The organism is Kingella kingae, assembly GCF_900475905.1.
Taxonomy (GTDB): Bacteria; Pseudomonadota; Gammaproteobacteria; order Burkholderiales; family Neisseriaceae; genus Kingella; species Kingella kingae.
This window is the reverse complement of the sequence record NZ_LS483426.1, coordinates 1,533,536-1,553,110: the sequence shown is the minus strand read 5'-3', so window position 1 is coordinate 1,553,110 and position 19,575 is coordinate 1,533,536. Positions and strand designations below refer to the sequence as shown.

Genomic DNA, 19,575 nt, shown 5'->3' with positions numbered 1-19,575 from the left:
CAGAAAGCCAACATCATGCAAATCATTCACAGCATTGAAGCCCTGCGTCAATGGTGCAAAACCGTAGGCAGCGTGGCATTTGTGCCAACCATGGGCAACCTGCACGAAGGACATTTATCGCTGGTGCAACGCGCCAAACAAGAAGCCGAACACGTTGTCGTGAGCATTTTTGTTAATCGCCTGCAATTTGGTCAAGGCGAAGATTTTGATAAATATCCGCGCACGTTGGAGCAAGATGCCGCTAAATTGCGCGATGCAGGCGTGACGGTGTTGTTTGCGCCCGATGAACGCGAACTGTATCCCAACGTCAGCCAGCAATACCAAGTTGAACCGCCACATTTGCAAAACGAATTGTGTGGTGCATTTCGTCCCAATCACTTTCGTGGCGTGGCAACGGTTGTAACCAAATTGTTCAACATTGTGCAGGCAGACGTCGCCTGTTTTGGCAAAAAAGACTATCAGCAGTTGGCGATTATTCAAGGCATGGTTGCCGATTTAAATATGCCGATTCGCATTGTGCCTGTGGACACGGGACGCGCTGATGATGGCTTGGCTCTGTCCAGCCGCAACCAATATTTGAGCGCAGACGAACGCGTCGAAGCACCGCGTTTGTATCAACAATTAACATGGATTGCCGATGAAATTCGCGCAGGCAATCAAGCATATAGCGAATTGGAAAACGCTGCCAAAGATGTATTGATTTCGTATGGTTGGCAAGTGGATTATGTAGAAATCCGCGAAGCAAGCAGCCTGCACGTTGCGCGTTTGGGCGATAAAAAACTGGTGGTGTTGGCAGCAGCACGTTTAGGCAGTACGCGCTTGATTGATAATTTAGAAATAGAATTGGTGTAAGCTCATGATTGTACGCGATAAACGCAATGGCTTAACCCTACTGCTGGCGTGGCGTGGCACGATTTTGCCGACTATTTTGCCGTCCATTATTGTGTTGAGCAGCATTTCGCTGGTGTTGGAGCAAGCGGCAGAACGCGCGTGGTTTGTGTTGCCCGAACCGCCTGTGCTGGGGTTCAGTATTTTTGGCATTGTGCTGTCCATTTTCTTGGGTTTTCGCAACAACGCTTGCTACGAACGCTGGTGGGAAGGGCGCAAACAATGGGGCATACTCATCGCCACTCAACGTCATTTAGTACGCGATAGCCACATTTTGCCCGATGACGAACGCGAATTGTTTTTGCAACAAAGCATTTTGTTTACCAAATTACTGCGTGACCGATTGCGCTATCAAGCCGCCAATCCCGATTTGTTTCTGCAATACGACAAACTCAATGCGCGATACAAACGCATTCAATCGCTGGGTGAACACATCAATCCGCCGCAACTGGTGCTTGAAAATATGCAGCAGCAGTTAATCTACAATCTGCGCGATGGGCATTTGAGCGATATTGTCTATGCCGCACTAACCGCGCATTTGGAAAAACTCGGTAGCGTGCAATCCAACTGCGAACGCATCGCCAGCACGCCTTTGCCGTTTTCGTATTCCGTGATGCTGCACCGCACCATTTATAGCTTTTGCGTGATGTTGCCATTTGGTTTACACAGCACGCTGGGAATTTGGTCGCCTGTATTGGTGGCGTGGTTGGTGTATTTGTTTTTGGGATTGGACGCATTGAGTGCACAACTGGAAGAGCCATTTGGTAAGCAAGCCAATGATTTACCGCTGGATTTTATGACACGCATGATTGAGCGCGAAATCTTGACAACGCTTAACCAACCCATTCCCCCCGCGTTAGCGGTGCAAGATTATGTGTTGAGTTAAAGCATAGAGTGTTATACTTTCGCGCTTGAAAATCACGGCAAGCAGCCTGCACGCCGAAAATAAAATGCAGGCTGCTTTTTAAATTAAATTAAATTAAACTGAAATTTACATTAACAAGGAAACCCAAAATGTTCGGAAAAGCAGGACTGGGCGGCTTAATGCAACAAGCCCAAAAAATGCAAGACAATATGAAAAAAGCCCAAGCCGAGTTGGCACAAACCGAAGTAGAAGGTCAAGCAGGCAATGGATTGGTTAAAGTGCGCTCAACGTGCAGCCACGTGATTACCAGCTTGGACATTAGCCCCGATTTGATTAGCGAAGCCGCAGACGACAAAGAAATGCTGGAAGATTTAATCTTGGCAGCCATTGCCGATGCCCACGAAAAAGCCGAGCAAACCACATCGGCGCGTATGTCGCAATTCACACAAGGTTTGCCACCTGGTTTTGGTGATTTCTTTAAATAAATCCAACAAGGAACACGCGCAATGGTTAAAGTTGGTATCATCATGGGCAGCAACAGCGATTGGAATGTGATGGAAAACGCTGCCAAAATTTTGGAACAATTTGGCGTGGCATACGAAGCCAAAGTTGTGTCCGCACATCGCACGCCCGATTTGATGTTTGAATACGCCAAATCCGCTCAAAGTCGCGGTTTGCAAGCGATTATCGCAGGGGCGGGCGGTGCAGCGCACTTACCTGGAATGGTGGCATCGCAAACCACCTTGCCCGTGTTGGGCGTGCCTGTACCGAGCAAATATTTGCGTGGCGAAGATTCGCTGCTGTCTATCGTGCAAATGCCCAAAGGCGTGCCTGTTGCCACTTTTGCGATTGGCGAAGCAGGTGCAGCCAATGCCGCTTTATTTGCCGTGTCGCTGCTGGCAAATCAAGATGCGGAGTTGGCACAAAAATTAGCCGATTTCCGTGCTGCACAAACGCAAACGGTGTTGGAGATGACTTTACCTGACGTGGTTGTCTAATCTTCAAAAGCAGCCTGCACATTTTTTGTTGATTAAACGTGCAGGCTGCTTTTCCTTTTTTATGGATACTTTGAGATGACTTTTCAAACCGAATACCCAGTCCCATTTGGCGAACAAGAAAAAATAGGCGTTTTACTGATTAACTTGGGAACGCCTAGCGCACCTACACCCCAAGCCATTCGCCCTTATTTGCGTCAATTTTTGTCTGACCACCGTGTCGTAGAATTGCCCAAATGGTTGTGGCAACCGATTTTGCGTGGCTTGATTTTGCCGTTTCGTGCCAAAAAAAGCGCGCACGCCTATCAAAAAATCTGGCTAAAAGAAGGCTCGCCGCTGATGGTGTTTACCCAACGCCAAGCCGAAGGTCTGCGCCACCGCTTGCCGCCTTATGTTCATGTGGATTTTGCCATGACTTATGGCAAGCCCAGCGTTGCCGAAAGCATTGCCGCGCTCAAAAGTAAAGGTGTAGGGCGATTGATTGTGTTGCCATTGTATCCGCAATACGCAGGCAGCAGCACAGGCGCAGCATTGGACAAAGTGTGGCAAGAATTGCTGCAACAACGCAATCAAATGTCGGTGTGTAGCATTTCGCGATTTTATCGCCACCCCGAATACATTAAAGCCCTTGCCAACCAAATTCGCCGCTACCGTGCCGAACATGGTGCAGGCGACAAACTCATGTTCAGCTTTCACGGCATTCCGCAACGCCAACACGATTTGGGCGACCCCTACCCATACGAATGCAAAGAAACCGCCCGTTTGGTTGCCGAACAGTTGGGTTTGCGCGAACAAGATTACATCGTCTCGTTCCAAAGCCAATTTGGTAAAGCCAAATGGGTTGCACCGTCCACGCAAGACCTGTTTACCGAGTTGCCCAAAAAACACGGCGTAGAAAAACTAGACGTGATTTGCCCCGCTTTTGTGTCCGATTGCTTGGAAACAATGGAAGAAATCGCCATTGCAGGACGCGAACAATTCCACGCAGCAGGTGGCACGCAATTTCACTACATTCCGTGTTTGAACGACAATCCCGATTTTTTGGACGCGCTGGCAAAAATTGTGTACGAACACAGTGCAGGCTGCTTTTAGATAGTCAGTCGCTTGGCTGATTTATTGCTTGAAAAGGACACAAAGTCGTATAATATCGGCACTTATGTCTGTAAATATAGAAAAGACTAGAATTATGCAATACGCCAATATTTTTTCCTCTTCTACTCAGCCACTTGTCTATACCGATGATACATTGGTACAACGTGGCGACATCGTTTTGCGTTTGCGCGAACACGATGGGCGCGTTGTGAGTGCAGAAGTAGCAAAGGTGTGGCAACCTATGTATTACGAAGACGGTAGCCCATTGGGTGTGGTGCTGGTGGCTGCCAATGCCGACTTGGACGAACAACCCGCATACGAAACTTTTGTGCATACCGAACCTGATGGTAGCCAAAAAACCTATTTCAAAACCGCGATTATGCTCGACCAATCTTTGGTTTACAGCAATTTAAGTCCGCTGTTTCGCGATGGACAATATGTGCGCGAATGGTTGCGTAAAAAAGGCGAAATTCGTGTGCGCCAAGTTAGCGAAGAATACGAATATCCCAATAAAATCAACAATGAAATCTTCCGTCATGCCGTTGTGAATATGGCACAAAATGGCAATCCAGCCGCCACGTTTGCCATTGGTTTGTGGCAGCGCGATGCCGAAAAAATGGACAGAGCTGCTAAATGTTTCCGTGCTGCCGCGCAACAAGGGCATGCCCCATCTTGGGTAGAAATTGGCATGATGTATGCCGCCAGCGACACCAATGTACAAAACATGCGTTATGCCGCCGAATGTTTCCGTCACGCAGCCGAAGCAGGTAGCGCATTTGGCGCATATCGCTTGGCAAAATGCTATATTGAAGGCATTGGCGTTGCACCCGATGATGACATGGCATTGATGTTGTTAAGCAAAGCCGCGTCGATGGGCTTGAACAGCGCGATTTTGGATTTGGGGATTTATTATCGCTATGGACATTTCAACAACCATCGTCTAATGAGCGATTATGTGTCCAAACACAGCAGCGAACCCGATTTCAAGCAGGCGTTTGAATGCTTTTCGGCAGTGGTTAAACAAAACTGGACGCGCATCGACTCGGCAAAATACCATTTGGCAGAATGCTATCGCTTGGGCATGGGCGTGGAGCAAACCGACCCACAAAAAGCCATTCGCTTGTATCAAGAAGCATCGGAACACGGCTATTTGGAAGAAGACGAAATCCAACAAGCCGCCTATCGTGCAGGCAATATTGACCGCTTAACCGAAGCCGCGAATGTGGGCTATCCGCTAGCGGCGTACTTGCTAGGTCGCATGTATTGGAATGGCGAAAATGGCTTGAAAGCCGATGTGATTCACGGTGGCGACTATTTGTACATTGCCGCCGAATCCGAACACCCTTGCGCTGTCGAAGCCAAAAAACTGTTAAGTCAAGGGCAAGGCAGCTGGGAATTTGAATAGCCGTTTTGAACAGAAAAAGCAGCCTGCACATTGTATTTACAAAAAGTGCAGGCTGCTTTTTATTTTTCAGATGTGGTCAGAACACGGCGTTGCGCCGCCGTACCCACGCTTGAATCTGCTCTCCGATTACCCTATCCACCATGATTGAAATCCTAACCCAAACCGAACACTATGTTGTCGTGAACAAACCAGCAGGTATGTTGGTACACCGCTCGCGGCTCGACAGCCAAGAAACCGTGTTTTTAATGCAAACCCTGCGCGACCAGCTTGGGCAGTTGGTTTATCCTGTTCATCGTTTGGACAAGCCGACTTCGGGCGCGATGTTGTGGGCGTTGAACAGCGAAGCAGCGCGTTGGTTCACGCAACAATTTGAGCAAAAACAAATCCGCAAGCACTATTTGGCAATCGTGCGTGGCTGGACAGAAAATGTAGGCTGCATTGATTATCCGCTCAAAGAACAGCTAGACAAAATCGCCGATATGCACGCTCAAAGCGACAAAACCGCGCAAGCAGCTTGCACCGAATACCAAACTTTGCAGCGCAGCGAATGCCCGTTTGCCAGCAGTGCGCGTTATGCCACATCGCGTTATTCGTTGCTGCACATCACGCCCAAAACAGGGCGCAAACACCAAATCCGCCGCCACATGAAACACATTTTTCACCCGATTGTGGGCGATACCACGCATGGTGATTTGCATCAAAATCAAGCTGTTAATCAATTTTGTAGCAACCGCAGGCTGCTTTTGCACGCCAGCAGCCTGCACTTTACCGACCCCATTTCGCAGCAAAACATCAGCATTCACGCGCCCACCGATAGCGCATGGCAACAAACGCAGGCTGCCTTGTTTGCCGCCGAATATGCTATGATGCCAACTGATTTTTCACTCTATGTTGAATAAGGACAACAACATGACTTTTGCATTTTTTTTTGCAGGACAAGGCTCGCAAAGTTTGAATATGATGAACGGCTTTGACGGCGAAAACGTGGTGCGCGAAACCTTTGACGAAGCGTCTGCCGCGTTAAACGAAGATTTGTGGGCGATGATGAACGGCGACAATGCCGACATCATCGCGCAAACCGTAAACACGCAACCGCTTATGCTAGCGGCTGGTGTGGCGACTTATCGTGCCTATTTGGCGGCAGGTGGCAAAGCACCGAGCGTGGTTGCAGGGCATAGTTTGGGCGAATATTCGGCTTTGGTTGCCGCAGGCAGCCTGCACTTTGCCGATGCCGTGAAATTGGTGCGCGTGCGTGCCGAGTTAATGCAATCTGCCGTACCGCAAGGCGTGGGCGCAATGGCAGCGATTTTGGGTTTGGACGATGACGTGGTGCGCCAAATTTGCGCGGACGCGGAACAAGGCGAAGTGTGCGAAGCCGTGAATTACAATTCAGTCGGTCAAATCGTGATTGCAGGCAACGCGGCGGCGGTGGAACGCGCCATGTCAGCCGCCAAAGAAGCAGGTGCGAAACGCGCGTTGCCGTTGCCTGTGTCTGTGCCGTCGCATTGCCGATTGATGAAACCTGCGGCGGAAAAATTGGCGGACTATTTGCAAAATGTGGCGTTTAATCAACCGCAAATCCGCGTGATTCACAATGCAGACGTGGCAAGCTACAACGATGTCGCGCAAATCAAAGACGCTTTGGTGCGCCAGTTGTACAGCCCAGTTCGTTGGACAGAAACGGTGAATTTGTTGGTAAACGAAGGCATCGCGCAATCGGCGGAATGTTCGCCAGGAAAAGTGTTGGCAGGTTTGGCAAAACGCATCAACAAAGACGCGGTTTGCACGGCTTTGACTTCACAAGCGGCGGTGGAAGAGTTTATCGCAGCGCATTCGTAAAAAGCAGCCTGCACATTGGGGATAAAATCATGGTCATCGCTTGTTCTATTTTGGCAGCTTGTATTACGGCTATGATGCTGTTTTATTTGTTTTTTGGCGATTGGGAAGATTTTGTCGCGTGTGTCAAATTTTGGTTTACGCCCAATATTATCAGCGCATTGCGTGGGCAGTATTACGATGATATTTGGGCGGAACTCAAACTATTTTTGTGGCTGGCAATCAGTATAGGCGAAGGCGTTTTGGTTTATGTGAAATTTTCATAAACAAGCAGCCTGCACATTCAATCAACAAGGAAAATCAACATGACAACTCAAAATTTAACAGGAAAAATCGCGCTGGTAACAGGCGCATCTCGTGGCATTGGCGCAGCGATTGCCGACACATTGGCGCAAGCTGGCGCAACCGTTATCGGCACGGCGACTTCTGAAAATGGCGCAACCGCCATTGCCGAGCGTTTGGCGCAATGGAACGGCACAGGTCGCGCCCTGAATGCCGCCGATGAAAACGGCATTGAAAACCTGATTAGCGAAATTGAAAAAGAATTTGGCAAATTGGACATTTTGGTCAACAACGCAGGCATCACGCGCGATAACTTATTGATGCGTATGAAAGACGATGAATGGGACGACATTATGAATGTAAACCTGAAATCCGTTTATCGCGCCAGCAAAGCCGTGATGCGCGGCATGATGAAACAACGTGCAGGTCGCATCATCACGATTACATCGGTGGTCGGCACAATGGGCAACGCAGGGCAAACCAACTACGCCGCTGCCAAAGCTGCGCTGCAAGGGTTTAGCAAATCATTGGCGCGTGAAGTGGGTTCGCGTGGCATTACCGTGAATTGTGTCGCCCCAGGTTTTATTGACACCGACATGACTCGTGCTCTGCCCGAAGACACGCGCAAAATGTTTGAAGCGCAAACCGCGCTCGGTAAATTTGGCGAAGCACAAGATATCGCAGACGCGGTGCTGTTTTTGGCATCAGACCAAGCGCGTTACATCACAGGACAAACGCTGCACGTTAATGGCGGTATGTTGATGCCATAATGCGCTGCTAATGGTGCAGGCTGCTTTGTATGATTGAAATAGCAGCCTGCACTTTTCATCATGCCATAACATAAAAAAGGAACACCCATGTCCCATTCGTTTGATATGTGGCAAACCATTCGCACCGAAGTGGAATCCGCCGCGCGAGAAGAACCCATGTTGGCGAGCTTTTTGCATTTGACCGTGTTGCGCCACGACAGTTTGGCGCGAGTTTTGGCATTTCACTTGTCCAGCAAATTGTCGGGCAGCACCATGGACGCGCGCGCTTTGTATGAAACTTTTTTGCGCGTGCTGGAACGCAATCCCCATATCGCCCAAGCTGTTGAGCGCGACATCGCTGCGTGTTATGACCGCGACCCTGCTTGCGATGCCTATTCGCTGCCGTTGCTGTATTTTAAAGGCTTTCACGCGATTCAAACGCACCGCATTAACCACGCGCTGTGGCAAGACGGACGCAAAACGCTGGCGTATTTTCTGCAAAATCGCGCATCGGAAGTGTTTGGCGTGGACATTCACCCAGGCGCGAAGTTTGGCTGCGGCATAATGTTTGACCACGGCACAGGCATTGTGATTGGCGAAACGGCGGTGCTGGGCGATGACATTTCGTTGCTGCATGGCGTAACGCTGGGCGGTTCGGGCAAAGAAAGCGGCGACCGACACCCCAAAATCGGCAACGGCGTGATGATTGGCGCAAACGCATCGGTGCTGGGCAATATCTACATTGGCGACCGTGCCAAAATTGGCGCAGGCAGCGTGGTGGTACGCGATGTTGAACCGCAAACCACGGTGGTGGGCGTGCCAGCCAAAGCGGTTGGTTTGTCGCGCAATACGCCGTCTGCGGATATGGACCAGTCATTGTTATGTGATGATTTTGTATTCATGATTTAAATAAATAGGATAAAAAAATGGCTCAAATCCCCAATCATTTGTATTACACCGCGCAACACCAATGGATTCGCCAAAACGAAGATGGCACGGCAACGGTGGGCATTACCGATTTCGCGCAAGAAACGCTGGGCGATATTGTGTTTGTAGAATTGCCCGATGTCGGTACAGAATTGGCGGCAAATGTGCAGGCTGCTTCGGTGGAATCGGTTAAATCCGCGTCCGATGTGTACGCGCCTGTGGCAGGCAAAGTGGTTGCTATTAACGAAGATTTAATCGCCAATCCCGAAGTGGCAAACGAATCGCCCTACGATGCAGGCTGGTTTTTTGTGGTGCAACCCAACCAAGCCAGCGATATCGCTACCTTGCTCACTGCCGAGCAATATCAAGCCGAAACTGCGTAAGGAATCAGCATAATGATGACCAAACCATTCAATCGCCGCCATTTTTTGCTGACGACTGCGGTTTTGTTGGCAGCAACGGCTTGCGGAGGCAAAAAAGCAGGTACGCGCATTGCATCGGGCAGCACGGTGTTGGCATTGGGCGACTCGCTTACGGCAGGTTATGGCGCAGGCAAGGGCGAAGATTACCCCACGCAGTTGGCGCAAATCACAGGCTGGAAAATCATCAACGGCGGCGTGTCGGGCAATACCAGCGCGCAGGCATTGGAACGATTGCCCGAGTTGTTGCAACAAAACCCGAAATTGGTGCTGGTGAGCATTGGTGGCAACGACTTTTTGCAAAAGAAATCGGAAAGCGAAACCATTGCCAACATCAGTCGAATTATAGAAACAGTGCAGGCTGCCAAGATTCCTGTGGTGCTGGTGGCGATTCCGTATTTTACGGCTGGCGCATTGCTGGGCAGCGTATCCGAACATCCTTTGTATGACGATTTGGCGAAGAAATTTGATGTGCCGTTGCTCAAAGGTGCGTGGGCAGACGTGTTGGGCGATAAAGATATGAAGTCGGACGCGGTGCATGGCAATGGCAAAGGCTATCGCTATTTTGCCGAAGAAATGGCAGATTTTTTGAAAAAGCAAGGGTTTAGATAAACAAAAGCAGCCTGCACTTTATATTTGCAAAGTGCAGGCTGCTTTTTGTTGTGCGTTTAATGATGACCGCAACCGCCAGACGGTTGGTTTTCAATTACATCTTTCGCTTGCATATCAGCATGATACGAACTGCGAACCATCGCGCCAATCGCCGCATTGGTAAAGCCCATTTCATACGCTTCTTTTTCAAATTGCTTAAACATATCAGGCGTAACATAGCGCAACACAGGCAAATGCCCATCAGACGGTTGCAAATATTGCCCCACTGTAATCATTTCAATGCCATGTTCACGCATATCGCGCATGATTTCGCGCACTTCATCGTCCGTTTCGCCCAAACCAACCATAATCCCCGATTTAGTCGGAATATGCGGCATCATTTCACGGAAACGGCGCAACAATTCCAGTGAGTGCTTGTAATCCGCCCCAGGGCGAGCTTGTTTGTAAAGGCGTGGGTGCGTTTCTAAATTGTGGTTCATCACATCAGGCGGATTTTTCGCCAAAATGTCCAACGCAATATCCAAACGTCCACGGAAATCAGGCACTAAAATTTCAATTTTCGTATTCGGGCTGCTTTCGCGAATCGCGTTAATGCAATCGGCAAAATGTTGTGCGCCGCCGTCGCGTAAATCGTCTCTATCTACCGATGTAATCACAACGTATTTCAATTTCATCGCAGCAACCGATTCCGCCAAATTTTTCGGCTCTTCGGGGTTAAGCGCGTTCGGACGACCGTGTCCCACATCGCAAAACGGACAACGGCGCGTACAAATATCGCCCATAATCATAAATGTTGCCGTGCCATGACTGAAACACTCGCCAATATTCGGGCAAGATGCTTCTTCGCAAACGGTGTGCATTTTTTGTTCACGCAAAATATTTTTGATTTCAAAGAATTTTTTTCCTGTTGGGATTTTGGCGCGAATCCATTCAGGTTTTTTCAATTTTTCTTCAAGCGGTACGACTTTAATCGGAATACGCGCCGTTTTGCTTGCGCCTTTGTGTTTCACGCCTTGTGCATTGTCTAGTGCGTTAGTTGGTTCTGTGGACATAATATTATTCTTTCTTTTTGCAATCAAAACTTTTCAGGCTGTCTGAAAATTTAACAAATTATTAAGGATTGGTTGAAATGCTAAGGTTTCGTTTTTTTCAACGCCAAAACAGGTGCGCTGGCATCATTCCAAATTTTAAACTTCATTACATAGGGGGTTTGATTCACTTTAACAGTAGGTTTCACGGAAAATATAGCAGCAACAACGCTTGTTACCATCTCTTCAATGCTTTTTTCTACTACTGTATTATCGGTTGTTGTACCAAAAATTAAATAAGGACTTTCTCGTGATGAAAAATTATGGCATTGAAAGCTTTGTTTCCCTAAATTTTTAGCTATATCAAGGTAATTACCATCTTCATTGGATAAGCAAGCACTATATTCCACTTTGTATGTGGGTATTTGATTATTACCACGATAAATCAATAAATAAGCTTTATCATCTTTTAATTGGAAGCTCACACGCTTTACACCATAGGTGAAATTCCCCCAAGAATTAACCACATCATATTCGCCTGCTAATGCTTTCATGTGGTCAAGTGCCTGTGTAGGTAAAACTTTTAATGGTTTATATTCTTCAAAAGTAGCTGTTTTTTTGTCACCAAGTAAATCAGCGGTCATATAGCCACCACCTGTTGCGCAAGCGGTTAGATTCAATGTTATTGCCATGCTTAATGCACACAAAACTAATTTATTCATTATGGATGCTTTCTAAAATATTGATTGATAGAATCATAAATAGCAGAAGCGGTTTCAGGTGTAATCGCAATAGTACGATTTGCAAAAGCATTTTTTAAAAGAATACTATCGCGCGCATTAGAAACTAAAACAGGCGTTTTATCATGCTGTTCATTTTCAACATACCAAGCAGTTTTTTCTTTCGCTGCGCTTGTAACAGAACAATTCAAAGTCTTAATTTTTTCATTGATTTGTTGTAATGTTTGTTCACGTTGAGCTAAAGGCTGTTTTGCCCAATCAATAAACGTTTTGTAAATTTCTTTGCTAGAATCATTGGATTGATGAACACAATGCAAATATCCATTTTCACCATACCAACCTGATGAAGAAATTCTAACAAACGAAGGCTCTTGATTGGATTCAGGTATTAACGGAGAACAAGCATTTAAACGAAGCGTTTTAGGCTCGCTCATTTTTTCCAATCCATATGAATCAACCATTTTTTTGTCGTGTCGCATAAAAAGATGAGTATTTTTATTGTATTGTTCTGCCAGTACCATTTTCAATCCTGTGCAATCCAATGGTTTTTGATGACTACTAGAACAAGCCGACAAAATAAATACAAAGCCAAAATATAAAATGATTGGTTTCATATGAATATACCTTACATATAAAATATAGATTTAACAAATTTGCATGCTGCCTGAAAAAATATTCTCTGATTATAAACCTTTCCGCATAATCCGTTGTCCCAACGTTGCGGAAATGCGGTTAATCCAATACAACAACTTCGTTTTGCCAGCCATCATTTCAAAATGGTCGCGTTGAAAATCGCGCCAAAATTCCGCCGCCAATTCATCGGGCGAAATTTTTAAATTAGCGTGTCCCTTGCCTTGCGACATCGGTGTAGCAACCATTGGTGGCAAAATCTCAAACACGCGCACAGATGAATTTTCCATTTGCCAACGCAAAACTTGCGAAAAACTGTGCAATGCCGCTTTGGTCGCGCAATACAAAGCGCAGGTTTCTTTCGGCACAATCACCAAACCTGACGATACATTGACAACCGCCGCTTCCGATTTCGCCGTTAAAATCGGTAAAAATGCGAGCGTTAATTGCGCTGGTGCAGTTAAATTTACGTTGATTTCTTGGGCAATTTCATCATCATTTTGCGTGTCAAAACGCTTGGTAAATTGAATGCCAGCATTGTTAATTAAAATATTTACATCGGGAAAATCGCGCACCAAACGCGCACGGTCTTCCGCGTTTGCCACATCGGCTACGGCAATGCGGCAGCCTGAAAGTTTCGCGGCAGCTTGTTGCAAAACATCTTCGCGGCGACCAACCAAAATAATTTGGTTGCCAGCCGCGTGGAATTGTTTGGCAAGCGCAAAACCAATGCCTGTTGCGCCGCCTGTGATTAAGACTGTGTGTCCGTTTGTTTTCATGTTACTTCTCTTGGTTTTCAGGCAGCTTTTCAATACACGATAAAACTATTCAGGCTGCCTGAAATCATTGTAGGGGCGGATTTTAATATCCGCCCATTTTAAAATATTGAGTAATTTTAAAATGTTGTGGTAACTACAAGCGAGTGGATATTAAAATCCACCTCTACATTGTCGCTGTATTCACAAATTGTCGTGTAATAAAAAGCTGCCTGAAAAAATTTACGCCAATTCACGCACCAAATGCGCGGTTAATTTCTCCGCCACTTCACTCAAAGGCGGACACGGTTGCACCAAATCCGCGATTTGCACCATTTCCAAGCCAGCATAACCGCATGGATTGATTTGATGAAACGGCTCTAAATCCATATTCACATTCAACGCCAATCCGTGATACACCGAACCATTTTTAATCCGCAAACCGAGAGACGCAATTTTGCGCTCGCCCACATACACACCAGGGCGGTCAGGGTCATTCGCCGATACGATGCCGTATTCCGCCAAAGTCGCGATAATCGCATTTTCCAATGCGGAAACGATGTGGCGCACCGATTGTTTGCGGCGTTTGAAATCAATCAGCGTATAAACAACCAGTTGCCCCAAACCGTGATAAGTAATTTGCCCCCCACGGTCAATTTGCACCACAGGAATGCTGCTTGAAAACAATAAATGTTCAGGTTTGCCAGCCAAGCCTTGCGTAAATATGGGATTGTGTTCCACCACCCACAGCTCGTCTTCTGTGTCGGCGGTGCGTTGTTCGTTGAATTGTTTCATCGCGCTGAATACGGGTTCGTAGTCGCGCGTGCCAAGTTGTACGATTTTCATGATTTAAAACACAACTTTAACCATATGATGTGATGTTACGGCGCGGTAAATATTGTCCAAATGTTCTTGGTTTTCCGCGTATACGGTAACGGTTGCGCCAACAAAATTGCCGCCCGAACTCGGACGTAAAACAACGTGTTCTTCGGTTGTATTGGGCGCGTGTCGCTGAATAGCTTTCAAAATTTCGGCTACAAAATCAGGGTGTTGTGCGCCCATGATTTTGAGTTTAAAGTTGGTGGGAAATTCAATTAACGATTGTTTTTCTTCAGGATTCATTTTGCTGTCCTTATCACAATAATTGGGTGCGAATTGTACCGCAAATGTAGGCAGCCTGCACTTTTTGCAAGGTGTTTGGTTCGCGTGTTGGGGTGCAGGCTGCTATAATCCAGCGAATTTAAATCACACAAAAAAGCAGCCTGCACATGGTTTGCAGCCTGCTTTTCAATACAGAAAGACAACATCATGGCAATCCAATGGTTTCCGGGACACATGAACAAGGCGAAAAAAGCCATCGCCGATCGCTTAAAAAGCGTGGATATGGTGATTGAAATGCTGGACGCGCGTTTGCCTGCGTCTAGCGAAAATCCGCTTTTGGCACAATTATCCAAAGGCAAACCAAAACTGAAAATTTTAAATAAACAAGACCTTGCCGACCCTGAACGCACGGCGATTTGGCTCGCGCATTACAACAGCATGGAAAATACCAATGCGATTGCGCTAGACAGTTCGGAAAAATCTGCCGCACCGAAAATCACGGCAGCTTGTCGCGCACTCGTGCCGAATCGCAAGGGGATTGAAAAACCGTTGCGCGTGTTGATTTGCGGCATTCCGAATGTGGGCAAATCAACATTGATTAACGGCATGATTGGCAAAAAATCGGCAAAAACGGGCAATGAACCTGGCATTACAAAAGCGGAACAGCGTTTGTTTTTGGCAGACGATTTTTGGTTGTACGACACGCCTGGTATGTTGTGGCCGAAAATTATTGTTGAAGAAAGCGGCTACAATTTGGCGGCTTCGGGCGCAGTCGGGCGCAATGCGTTGGACGAAGAAGTGGTGGCATTGGAATTGTTGGATTATTTGCGCCGACATTATTTGTTGATGTTACAAGAGCGTTACGCGGCGGACAAAGACCCGTCTAGCCATTGGAATGATACGCAATGGCTTGAATGGATTGCGAAAAAACGTGGTGCAGTGTTGAGCGGTGGGCGTGTGAATTATCAGAAAGCGGCAGAAATGACTTTGACGGATTTTCGCGAAGGCAAAATCGGGCGCATTACGCTGGAAACGCCGCGCCAATGGGAAGAATGGCTCAAAGCGGCGCGGAAACGTGAAGCGGAATTGAAGGCGCAACGCGAAGCGAAAAAAGCGGAACGCAATGGGCAAAGATCGCAGGAATAAAGAAAAGCAGCCTGCAATTTGGCAAAACAGATTGCAGGCTGCTTTGATTGAATTTTAATCAAATAAGCAAGGAATATTTAATGCTGAATACACAATCCCCCACCATACGCCGATTGCTTATGTTTTGGCTACCCCTACTCATGTTGATTTTGGTGGCAGGCTACGCATCACAACTGCGCTATAACCCCACACGCGAAGCCAAAAATGGGCTAGACCGCCTAAACTATTGGCGCAAGCAAGCAGGCGTGCAACCATTAGCGCAACAAAGCAGCCTGCATAAAGCAGCACAAAATCACGCACGCTATTTAACCCAAGATGCACACGGACACGATGAACGCAATCGCGATAACCCCCATTTTACAGGCATGGAACTGGGTGAACGCACCACGGCGGCAGGCTACACCGCCCCAGCATCAGAAAACTTAACCGTTGGACGGCTGGCACGTTCAGGCACACGCAGCGTAGATGGCTTGATGACGGCGTTGTATCATCGCCTGTCGTTGCTCAATCCCACGCAAGACGAAGCAGGCGCAGCATGGACGCGCGGTGCGTATCAAGCGTTTGTGGTGGTGCAAGGGCGCAGCAGCTATCGCGATTTATGCGAAAATGGTTCGCGCCAACCAACCCCAGGCGTGGTGCTAACCCTATCGTGCAACAATCAGCCCAGCAAAATTTATTTGGGTAACCGCGATTTGCCTAGCTACAAAATGGCGATTAAATTCCCCATGGGCAACCAAGTCGAGCCTGTTTACGATGGTTCGGAAATCCCCAATCCCATGCCGCAATACAAGCAAACAGGCAACCCGATTAGCATTGTGCTGCATCAACACAACCACGTTGTGATGAAAAGTTTCCAGCTTTTTGCTCCCGATGGCGAAGTACAAAAAACGCATATTCTAACCGCCAGCAACGACCCCAATCATTTGTTGGAAGACAATGAATTTGCGCTGTTCCCGATTGAACCTTTGGCGTTTGATACCGAATACCGCGTCAAGTTTGCTTATCGCTATGAAAATAAAGATAAAGTGGAAGAGTGGATGTTTAAAACGCGCCCAAAACGACATTGGTTGGAGTTTTAAATCTGTATAAAAAGTGCAGGCTGCTTTTTGTGGATTTTTTCAGCATAGACACTTATTCTATTTTTGATTAAGATTTATTTATCTTTTTATTTTATAAGGATTAAATATCATGCCGACCACTTTAATATTAGACCCCAAAATTTACGAATTTGAAACCAAAAATGCGGCAGATGAATACACCGAATGGCTGCAAAATGAAGTGCGCCAATCGCGCCTGTCGCCGATTATCAGCGAAGAACAAGCGATGAATCGCCTAGATGCCAATCGCGCAAAATTGCTGGAGCGCATGAAAAATGTAAATTAATTGGTCAGAACAAGCACTATCAGAAGCGGAAGATATCAATTATTATGAAATTGGTTTGGATAGCATTACGATTTTGAATGTGAAACACGCCAGTCAGAAATATCCGTAAATTAAATTCAGGCAGCCTGCAACACGCATTTTCAGGCTGCCTGAATTTTTTTTGTTAAAATACACCCATTTCCCAAAAAACGAATATTCAAAATGATAGAAATCAAAAATCTCGTTCTCCAACGTGGCACAAAAGTCTTATTAAACCAAGCCACCGCAACCATCAACCCACGCCAACGTGTCGGCTTAATCGGCAAAAACGGCACAGGCAAATCCAGCCTATTCGCGCTGATTAAAAGCGAAATCGCCCAAGACAGCGGCGAACTCAACATTCCCAAAACATGGAAACTCGCCGCCGTTGCCCAAGAAACGCCAGCATTGGAAATGTCCGCATTGGATTACGTTTTGCAAGGCGACAGCGAATTGCAATATTTTCAGGCAGCCTTAAAACAAGCGGAAACCGAAAACAACGGCATTCAAATTGCCGAATTTCATGCAAAATTAGACGAAATTGACGCTTACACCGCGCCCGCTCGCGCCGCTAAATTGTTGAGCGGACTCGGTTTCGCGCAAGAAGAACACGCCAAACCTGTGAAAGCGTTTTCGGGCGGTTGGCGAATGCGTTTGAATTTGGCGCAGGCGTTGATGTGTCGCGCCGATTTGTTGCTGCTGGACGAACCGACCAACCACTTGGATTTGGAAACTGTGTTGTGGCTGGAAAATCATTTGGCAAATCTGCCGTGTACGCAAATCATCATTTCCCACGACCGCGATTTTTTGAACGCCACCACCACGCACACGTTGGAATTGTCGGCGCAAAAATTGCACAGCTACGGCGGAAATTACGATTTTTATCTGAAAGAACGCGCCCAACGCCTTGCCAATCAGCAAGCCGCCTACACCAAACAACAGGCGCACATCAAGCATTTACAATCGTTTATTGACCGATTCAAAGCCAAAGCCACCAAAGCCACGCAAGCGCAAAGCCGCGTGAAAGCGTTGGCAAAACTGGAATTGATTGCGCCAGCGCATTTGGACAGCGAATTTAGTTTTGAATTTGAATCACCCTATCATTTGCCTAACCCATTATTAAAATTGGACGAAGTGGATTTGGGTTATGGCGATAATGTGGTTTTGAAAAAGATTAGTTTGTCGTTAGAAAATGGGGCGCGTTTGGGACTACTGGGCGTGAACGGTTCGGGTAAATCCACGTTCATCAAAGCCCTTTCAGGCAGCCTGCAACCGTTGAGCGGTCAAATTATTAAATCTGAAAAACTGAATATCGGTTATTTCGCGCAACATCAGTTGGACACGTTGCGAGACGACCAAAGTCCGATTTGGCATATTCAAAAATTGTCACTCGATGTGAAAGAGCAAGACATTCGCAATTTTTTGGGCGGATTTAATTTTGTTGGCGATATGGCGATGCAAGCGATTGCACCGTTTTCGGGCGGCGAAAAAGCGCGGTTGGCGTTGGCGATGTTGGTTTGGCAAAAACCGAATTTGCTGCTATTGGACGAACCGACCAACCACTTGGATTTGGATATGCGCCACGCGCTGACGGTTGCGCTGCAAAGTTTTGAAGGCGCGATGATTTTGGTGTCGCACGACCGCAGTTTGCTGGAAAGCACGACCGACCAATTTATGTTAATTCATTCAGGCAGCCTGAAAACCTTTGACGGCGATTTGAACGATTACCGCGCTTGGCGTTTGGCGCAGGAAAACGCAACCGCCGCGCCAGCGCAATCCACGCAATCGCAAAACCGCAAAGACACGAAACGCTTGGAAGCGCAAATCCGCCAAGAAAAAGCCAAGCGTTGCAAACCAATCCAGCAAAAAATTGATAAAGCGGAAAAAGAAATGGCGCAACTTCAAATCGTGCAAACCGAGTGTGATGAATTTTTGTCGCAAGAAAGTGCCTATTTGCCCGAAAATAAAGCCAAATTGCAAGAAGTGTTGGCGCAAGCTGCGGAAGTTAAAGTAAAATTGCAGAGTTTGGAAGAAAATTGGCTGCTTTGGCAAGATGAATTGGAAAGCGTCAACGCACAAATTGATGCGGAATTTGCCACTGAATAGTCAAAGCAGCCTGCACAAAAGTAAGGAAACGATAATGAAAAAAGTATTGATTTTATTGATGACATTAAGCGCAATCCCGTTTGCCAGTGCGGAAGTGTATAGCTGCGGGCCAGGTTGCTACACGTCTAGCCCGTCCAAAGGTATCGGACGCGCATCGTTGGGGCATCGCATTGGTAGCTATACGAGCGAACCTGCACCGCGTATTACCATATCGGCAGAAGAGAAAACAGACCAGCAACCAGTAGCCAAAGCGCAAACGGTTACGCGCCGTGCCGCAACTGCTAGCCCAGCGCGTTCTGTGCCAGCAGTGGCAGTACAGCAACCTGCCGCGCCGCGTATGAATGCCGCGCGTGCTGGCGGTCGCCGTACTATTTTGGAGCAAGAATTGACCAACGAGCGTAACGCATTGGCAGCAGCGCAACAGGCGTTGGCAAGCGGTCGTGCGGTTTCGGGTCAGGCAGATGCTAATCATCAAGCGCGTGTTCGCCAGCTAGAAAGCGCGGTTTTGGATAGGCAGCAAAATATTCAAGCCTTGCAACGTGAATTGGCGCGTATGTAATTTAAAATCAAACAAAGCAGCCTGCACTTTTTGGTTAAA

General features: G+C 47.2%; 25 protein-coding genes. 18 read left to right on the top strand and 7 right to left on the bottom strand.

Going from position 1 to position 19,575, the window contains the following annotated elements; translation table 11 throughout:
- Positions 1 to 15 precede the first annotated feature (15 nt).
- The 13 genes from panC (at position 16) to DQN52_RS08240 (ending at position 10,070) form a co-directional block, all read left to right on the top strand.
- Positions 16 to 852, top strand: coding sequence for a pantoate--beta-alanine ligase (panC, locus tag DQN52_RS08300; RefSeq protein ID WP_003786633.1), 837 nt, complete (start codon positions 16 to 18; stop codon positions 850 to 852).
- Between the two features lie 4 nt (positions 853 to 856).
- Positions 857 to 1,774 (top strand): bestrophin family protein, encoded by a 918-nt coding sequence (locus DQN52_RS08295; protein ID WP_003786635.1) that lies wholly within the window; start codon positions 857 to 859, stop codon positions 1,772 to 1,774.
- Between the two features lie 128 nt (positions 1,775 to 1,902).
- Entirely contained in the window at positions 1,903 to 2,238 is a 336-nt protein-coding gene (locus DQN52_RS08290) for a YbaB/EbfC family nucleoid-associated protein (protein WP_003786638.1), read from the top strand.
- 21 nt (positions 2,239 to 2,259) lie between these two features.
- Positions 2,260 to 2,751, top strand: a complete 492-nt coding sequence (purE, locus tag DQN52_RS08285) for a 5-(carboxyamino)imidazole ribonucleotide mutase (RefSeq protein ID WP_003786639.1) — start codon at positions 2,260 to 2,262, stop codon at positions 2,749 to 2,751.
- Between the two features lie 75 nt (positions 2,752 to 2,826).
- Positions 2,827 to 3,840 (top strand): ferrochelatase, encoded by a 1,014-nt coding sequence (gene hemH, locus DQN52_RS08280; protein WP_003786642.1) that lies wholly within the window; start codon positions 2,827 to 2,829, stop codon positions 3,838 to 3,840.
- Positions 3,841 to 3,934: 94 nt separating this feature from the next.
- Entirely contained in the window at positions 3,935 to 5,245 is a 1,311-nt protein-coding gene (locus DQN52_RS08275) for a tetratricopeptide repeat protein (RefSeq protein ID WP_003790254.1), read from the top strand.
- 140 nt (positions 5,246 to 5,385) lie between these two features.
- Entirely contained in the window at positions 5,386 to 6,144 is a 759-nt protein-coding gene (gene truC / locus DQN52_RS08270) for a tRNA pseudouridine(65) synthase TruC (protein ID WP_003786648.1), read from the top strand.
- A gap of 10 nt (positions 6,145 to 6,154) precedes the next feature.
- Positions 6,155 to 7,084, top strand: coding sequence for an ACP S-malonyltransferase (gene fabD, locus DQN52_RS08265; protein ID WP_032827704.1), 930 nt, complete (start codon positions 6,155 to 6,157; stop codon positions 7,082 to 7,084).
- Positions 7,027 to 7,347, top strand: coding sequence for a hypothetical protein (locus DQN52_RS08260; RefSeq protein WP_407928294.1), 321 nt, complete (start codon positions 7,027 to 7,029; stop codon positions 7,345 to 7,347). Before fabD ends, DQN52_RS08260 begins: the two co-directional genes overlap by 58 nt.
- Positions 7,348 to 7,386: 39 nt before the next feature.
- A complete protein-coding gene (gene fabG, locus DQN52_RS08255; protein WP_003786654.1) occupies positions 7,387 to 8,133 on the top strand; it encodes a 3-oxoacyl-ACP reductase FabG in 747 nt (248 codons plus the stop codon).
- A gap of 87 nt (positions 8,134 to 8,220) precedes the next feature.
- The gene (gene cysE / locus DQN52_RS08250) at positions 8,221 to 9,021 is read left to right on the top strand and encodes a serine O-acetyltransferase (protein ID WP_003786656.1); all 801 of its coding nucleotides are present in this window, start codon (positions 8,221 to 8,223) and stop codon (positions 9,019 to 9,021) included.
- 17 nt (positions 9,022 to 9,038) lie between these two features.
- On the top strand, positions 9,039 to 9,422 hold the full coding sequence (gene gcvH / locus DQN52_RS08245) for a glycine cleavage system protein GcvH (RefSeq protein WP_003786658.1): 384 nt from the start codon (positions 9,039 to 9,041) through the stop codon (positions 9,420 to 9,422).
- Positions 9,423 to 9,434: 12 nt separating this feature from the next.
- Complete coding sequence (locus DQN52_RS08240; RefSeq protein WP_003786660.1) at positions 9,435 to 10,070, top strand: arylesterase; 636 nt, start codon at positions 9,435 to 9,437, stop codon at positions 10,068 to 10,070.
- Positions 10,071 to 10,126: 56 nt separating this feature from the next.
- Here the strand turns inward: DQN52_RS08240 and lipA are convergent, their stop codons facing one another.
- The 7 genes from lipA to DQN52_RS08205 all read right to left on the bottom strand — a co-directional run bounded on the left by lipA (position 10,127) and on the right by DQN52_RS08205 (position 14,533).
- Positions 10,127 to 11,122 (bottom strand): lipoyl synthase, encoded by a 996-nt coding sequence (lipA, locus tag DQN52_RS08235; protein WP_003786662.1) that lies wholly within the window; start codon positions 11,120 to 11,122, stop codon positions 10,127 to 10,129.
- Positions 11,123 to 11,202: 80 nt separating this feature from the next.
- On the bottom strand, positions 11,203 to 11,820 hold the full coding sequence (locus DQN52_RS08230) for a hypothetical protein (RefSeq protein ID WP_003786664.1): 618 nt from the start codon (positions 11,818 to 11,820) through the stop codon (positions 11,203 to 11,205).
- On the bottom strand, positions 11,820 to 12,452 hold the full coding sequence (locus DQN52_RS08225) for a hypothetical protein (RefSeq protein WP_032133466.1): 633 nt from the start codon (positions 12,450 to 12,452) through the stop codon (positions 11,820 to 11,822). The genes DQN52_RS08230 and DQN52_RS08225 overlap by 1 nt, the downstream gene beginning before the upstream one ends.
- 69 nt (positions 12,453 to 12,521) lie before the next feature.
- Positions 12,522 to 13,247: an SDR family oxidoreductase gene (locus tag DQN52_RS08220; protein WP_003786668.1), complete on the bottom strand. Its 726-nt coding sequence runs from the start codon at positions 13,245 to 13,247 to the stop codon at positions 12,522 to 12,524.
- Between the two features lie 219 nt (positions 13,248 to 13,466).
- Complete coding sequence (gene lipB / locus DQN52_RS08215) at positions 13,467 to 14,069, bottom strand: lipoyl(octanoyl) transferase LipB (RefSeq protein WP_003786672.1); 603 nt, start codon at positions 14,067 to 14,069, stop codon at positions 13,467 to 13,469.
- Between the two features lie 3 nt (positions 14,070 to 14,072).
- Complete coding sequence (locus DQN52_RS08210) at positions 14,073 to 14,345, bottom strand: YbeD family protein (protein WP_003786674.1); 273 nt, start codon at positions 14,343 to 14,345, stop codon at positions 14,073 to 14,075.
- A complete protein-coding gene (locus tag DQN52_RS08205; protein WP_019389948.1) occupies positions 14,342 to 14,533 on the bottom strand; it encodes a hypothetical protein in 192 nt (63 codons plus the stop codon). The genes DQN52_RS08210 and DQN52_RS08205 overlap by 4 nt, the downstream gene beginning before the upstream one ends.
- Between DQN52_RS08205 and ylqF the strand changes: the two genes are divergently transcribed.
- The 5 genes from ylqF to DQN52_RS08175 all read left to right on the top strand — a co-directional run bounded on the left by ylqF (position 14,532) and on the right by DQN52_RS08175 (position 19,536).
- Entirely contained in the window at positions 14,532 to 15,470 is a 939-nt protein-coding gene (gene ylqF / locus DQN52_RS08200) for a ribosome biogenesis GTPase YlqF (RefSeq protein WP_003786679.1), read from the top strand. The two genes, DQN52_RS08205 and ylqF, sit on opposite strands and share 2 nt — an antisense overlap.
- Positions 15,471 to 15,550: 80 nt before the next feature.
- Positions 15,551 to 16,549: a CAP domain-containing protein gene (locus DQN52_RS08195; protein ID WP_032827705.1), complete on the top strand. Its 999-nt coding sequence runs from the start codon at positions 15,551 to 15,553 to the stop codon at positions 16,547 to 16,549.
- 109 nt (positions 16,550 to 16,658) lie between these two features.
- Positions 16,659 to 16,853, top strand: a complete 195-nt coding sequence (locus DQN52_RS08190) for a hypothetical protein (protein ID WP_003786684.1) — start codon at positions 16,659 to 16,661, stop codon at positions 16,851 to 16,853.
- A 201-nt stretch (positions 16,854 to 17,054) separates the two neighbouring features.
- Entirely contained in the window at positions 17,055 to 18,977 is a 1,923-nt protein-coding gene (locus tag DQN52_RS08180) for an ATP-binding cassette domain-containing protein (protein WP_003786689.1), read from the top strand.
- A 34-nt stretch (positions 18,978 to 19,011) separates the two neighbouring features.
- Positions 19,012 to 19,536, top strand: a complete 525-nt coding sequence (locus tag DQN52_RS08175; RefSeq protein ID WP_032827706.1) for a hypothetical protein — start codon at positions 19,012 to 19,014, stop codon at positions 19,534 to 19,536.
- The last annotated feature ends 39 nt before the right edge of the window (positions 19,537 to 19,575 follow it).

Bases quoted from the DNA above. Each gene is read 5' to 3' on its own strand.
- panC (WP_003786633.1), top strand. From the start codon at position 16: ATGCAAATCATTCACAGCATTGAAGCCCTGCGTCAATGGTGCAAAACC.
- DQN52_RS08295 (WP_003786635.1), top strand. From the start codon at position 857: ATGATTGTACGCGATAAACGCAATGGCTTAACCCTACTGCTGGCGTGG.
- DQN52_RS08290 (WP_003786638.1), top strand. From the start codon at position 1,903: ATGTTCGGAAAAGCAGGACTGGGCGGCTTAATGCAACAAGCCCAAAAA.
- purE (WP_003786639.1), top strand. From the start codon at position 2,260: ATGGTTAAAGTTGGTATCATCATGGGCAGCAACAGCGATTGGAATGTG.
- hemH (WP_003786642.1), top strand. From the start codon at position 2,827: ATGACTTTTCAAACCGAATACCCAGTCCCATTTGGCGAACAAGAAAAA.
- DQN52_RS08275 (WP_003790254.1), top strand. From the start codon at position 3,935: ATGCAATACGCCAATATTTTTTCCTCTTCTACTCAGCCACTTGTCTAT.
- truC (WP_003786648.1), top strand. From the start codon at position 5,386: ATGATTGAAATCCTAACCCAAACCGAACACTATGTTGTCGTGAACAAA.
- fabD (WP_032827704.1), top strand. From the start codon at position 6,155: ATGACTTTTGCATTTTTTTTTGCAGGACAAGGCTCGCAAAGTTTGAAT.
- fabG (WP_003786654.1), top strand. From the start codon at position 7,387: ATGACAACTCAAAATTTAACAGGAAAAATCGCGCTGGTAACAGGCGCA.
- cysE (WP_003786656.1), top strand. From the start codon at position 8,221: ATGTCCCATTCGTTTGATATGTGGCAAACCATTCGCACCGAAGTGGAA.
- gcvH (WP_003786658.1), top strand. From the start codon at position 9,039: ATGGCTCAAATCCCCAATCATTTGTATTACACCGCGCAACACCAATGG.
- DQN52_RS08240 (WP_003786660.1), top strand. From the start codon at position 9,435: ATGATGACCAAACCATTCAATCGCCGCCATTTTTTGCTGACGACTGCG.
- lipA (WP_003786662.1), bottom strand. From the start codon at position 11,122: ATGTCCACAGAACCAACTAACGCACTAGACAATGCACAAGGCGTGAAA.
- DQN52_RS08230 (WP_003786664.1), bottom strand. From the start codon at position 11,820: ATGAATAAATTAGTTTTGTGTGCATTAAGCATGGCAATAACATTGAAT.
- DQN52_RS08225 (WP_032133466.1), bottom strand. From the start codon at position 12,452: ATGAAACCAATCATTTTATATTTTGGCTTTGTATTTATTTTGTCGGCT.
- DQN52_RS08220 (WP_003786668.1), bottom strand. From the start codon at position 13,247: ATGAAAACAAACGGACACACAGTCTTAATCACAGGCGGCGCAACAGGC.
- lipB (WP_003786672.1), bottom strand. From the start codon at position 14,069: ATGAAAATCGTACAACTTGGCACGCGCGACTACGAACCCGTATTCAGC.
- DQN52_RS08210 (WP_003786674.1), bottom strand. From the start codon at position 14,345: ATGAATCCTGAAGAAAAACAATCGTTAATTGAATTTCCCACCAACTTT.
- ylqF (WP_003786679.1), top strand. From the start codon at position 14,532: ATGGCAATCCAATGGTTTCCGGGACACATGAACAAGGCGAAAAAAGCC.
- DQN52_RS08205 (WP_019389948.1), bottom strand. From the start codon at position 14,533: ATGATGTTGTCTTTCTGTATTGAAAAGCAGGCTGCAAACCATGTGCAG.
- DQN52_RS08195 (WP_032827705.1), top strand. From the start codon at position 15,551: ATGCTGAATACACAATCCCCCACCATACGCCGATTGCTTATGTTTTGG.
- DQN52_RS08190 (WP_003786684.1), top strand. From the start codon at position 16,659: ATGCCGACCACTTTAATATTAGACCCCAAAATTTACGAATTTGAAACC.
- DQN52_RS08180 (WP_003786689.1), top strand. From the start codon at position 17,055: ATGATAGAAATCAAAAATCTCGTTCTCCAACGTGGCACAAAAGTCTTA.
- DQN52_RS08175 (WP_032827706.1), top strand. From the start codon at position 19,012: ATGAAAAAAGTATTGATTTTATTGATGACATTAAGCGCAATCCCGTTT.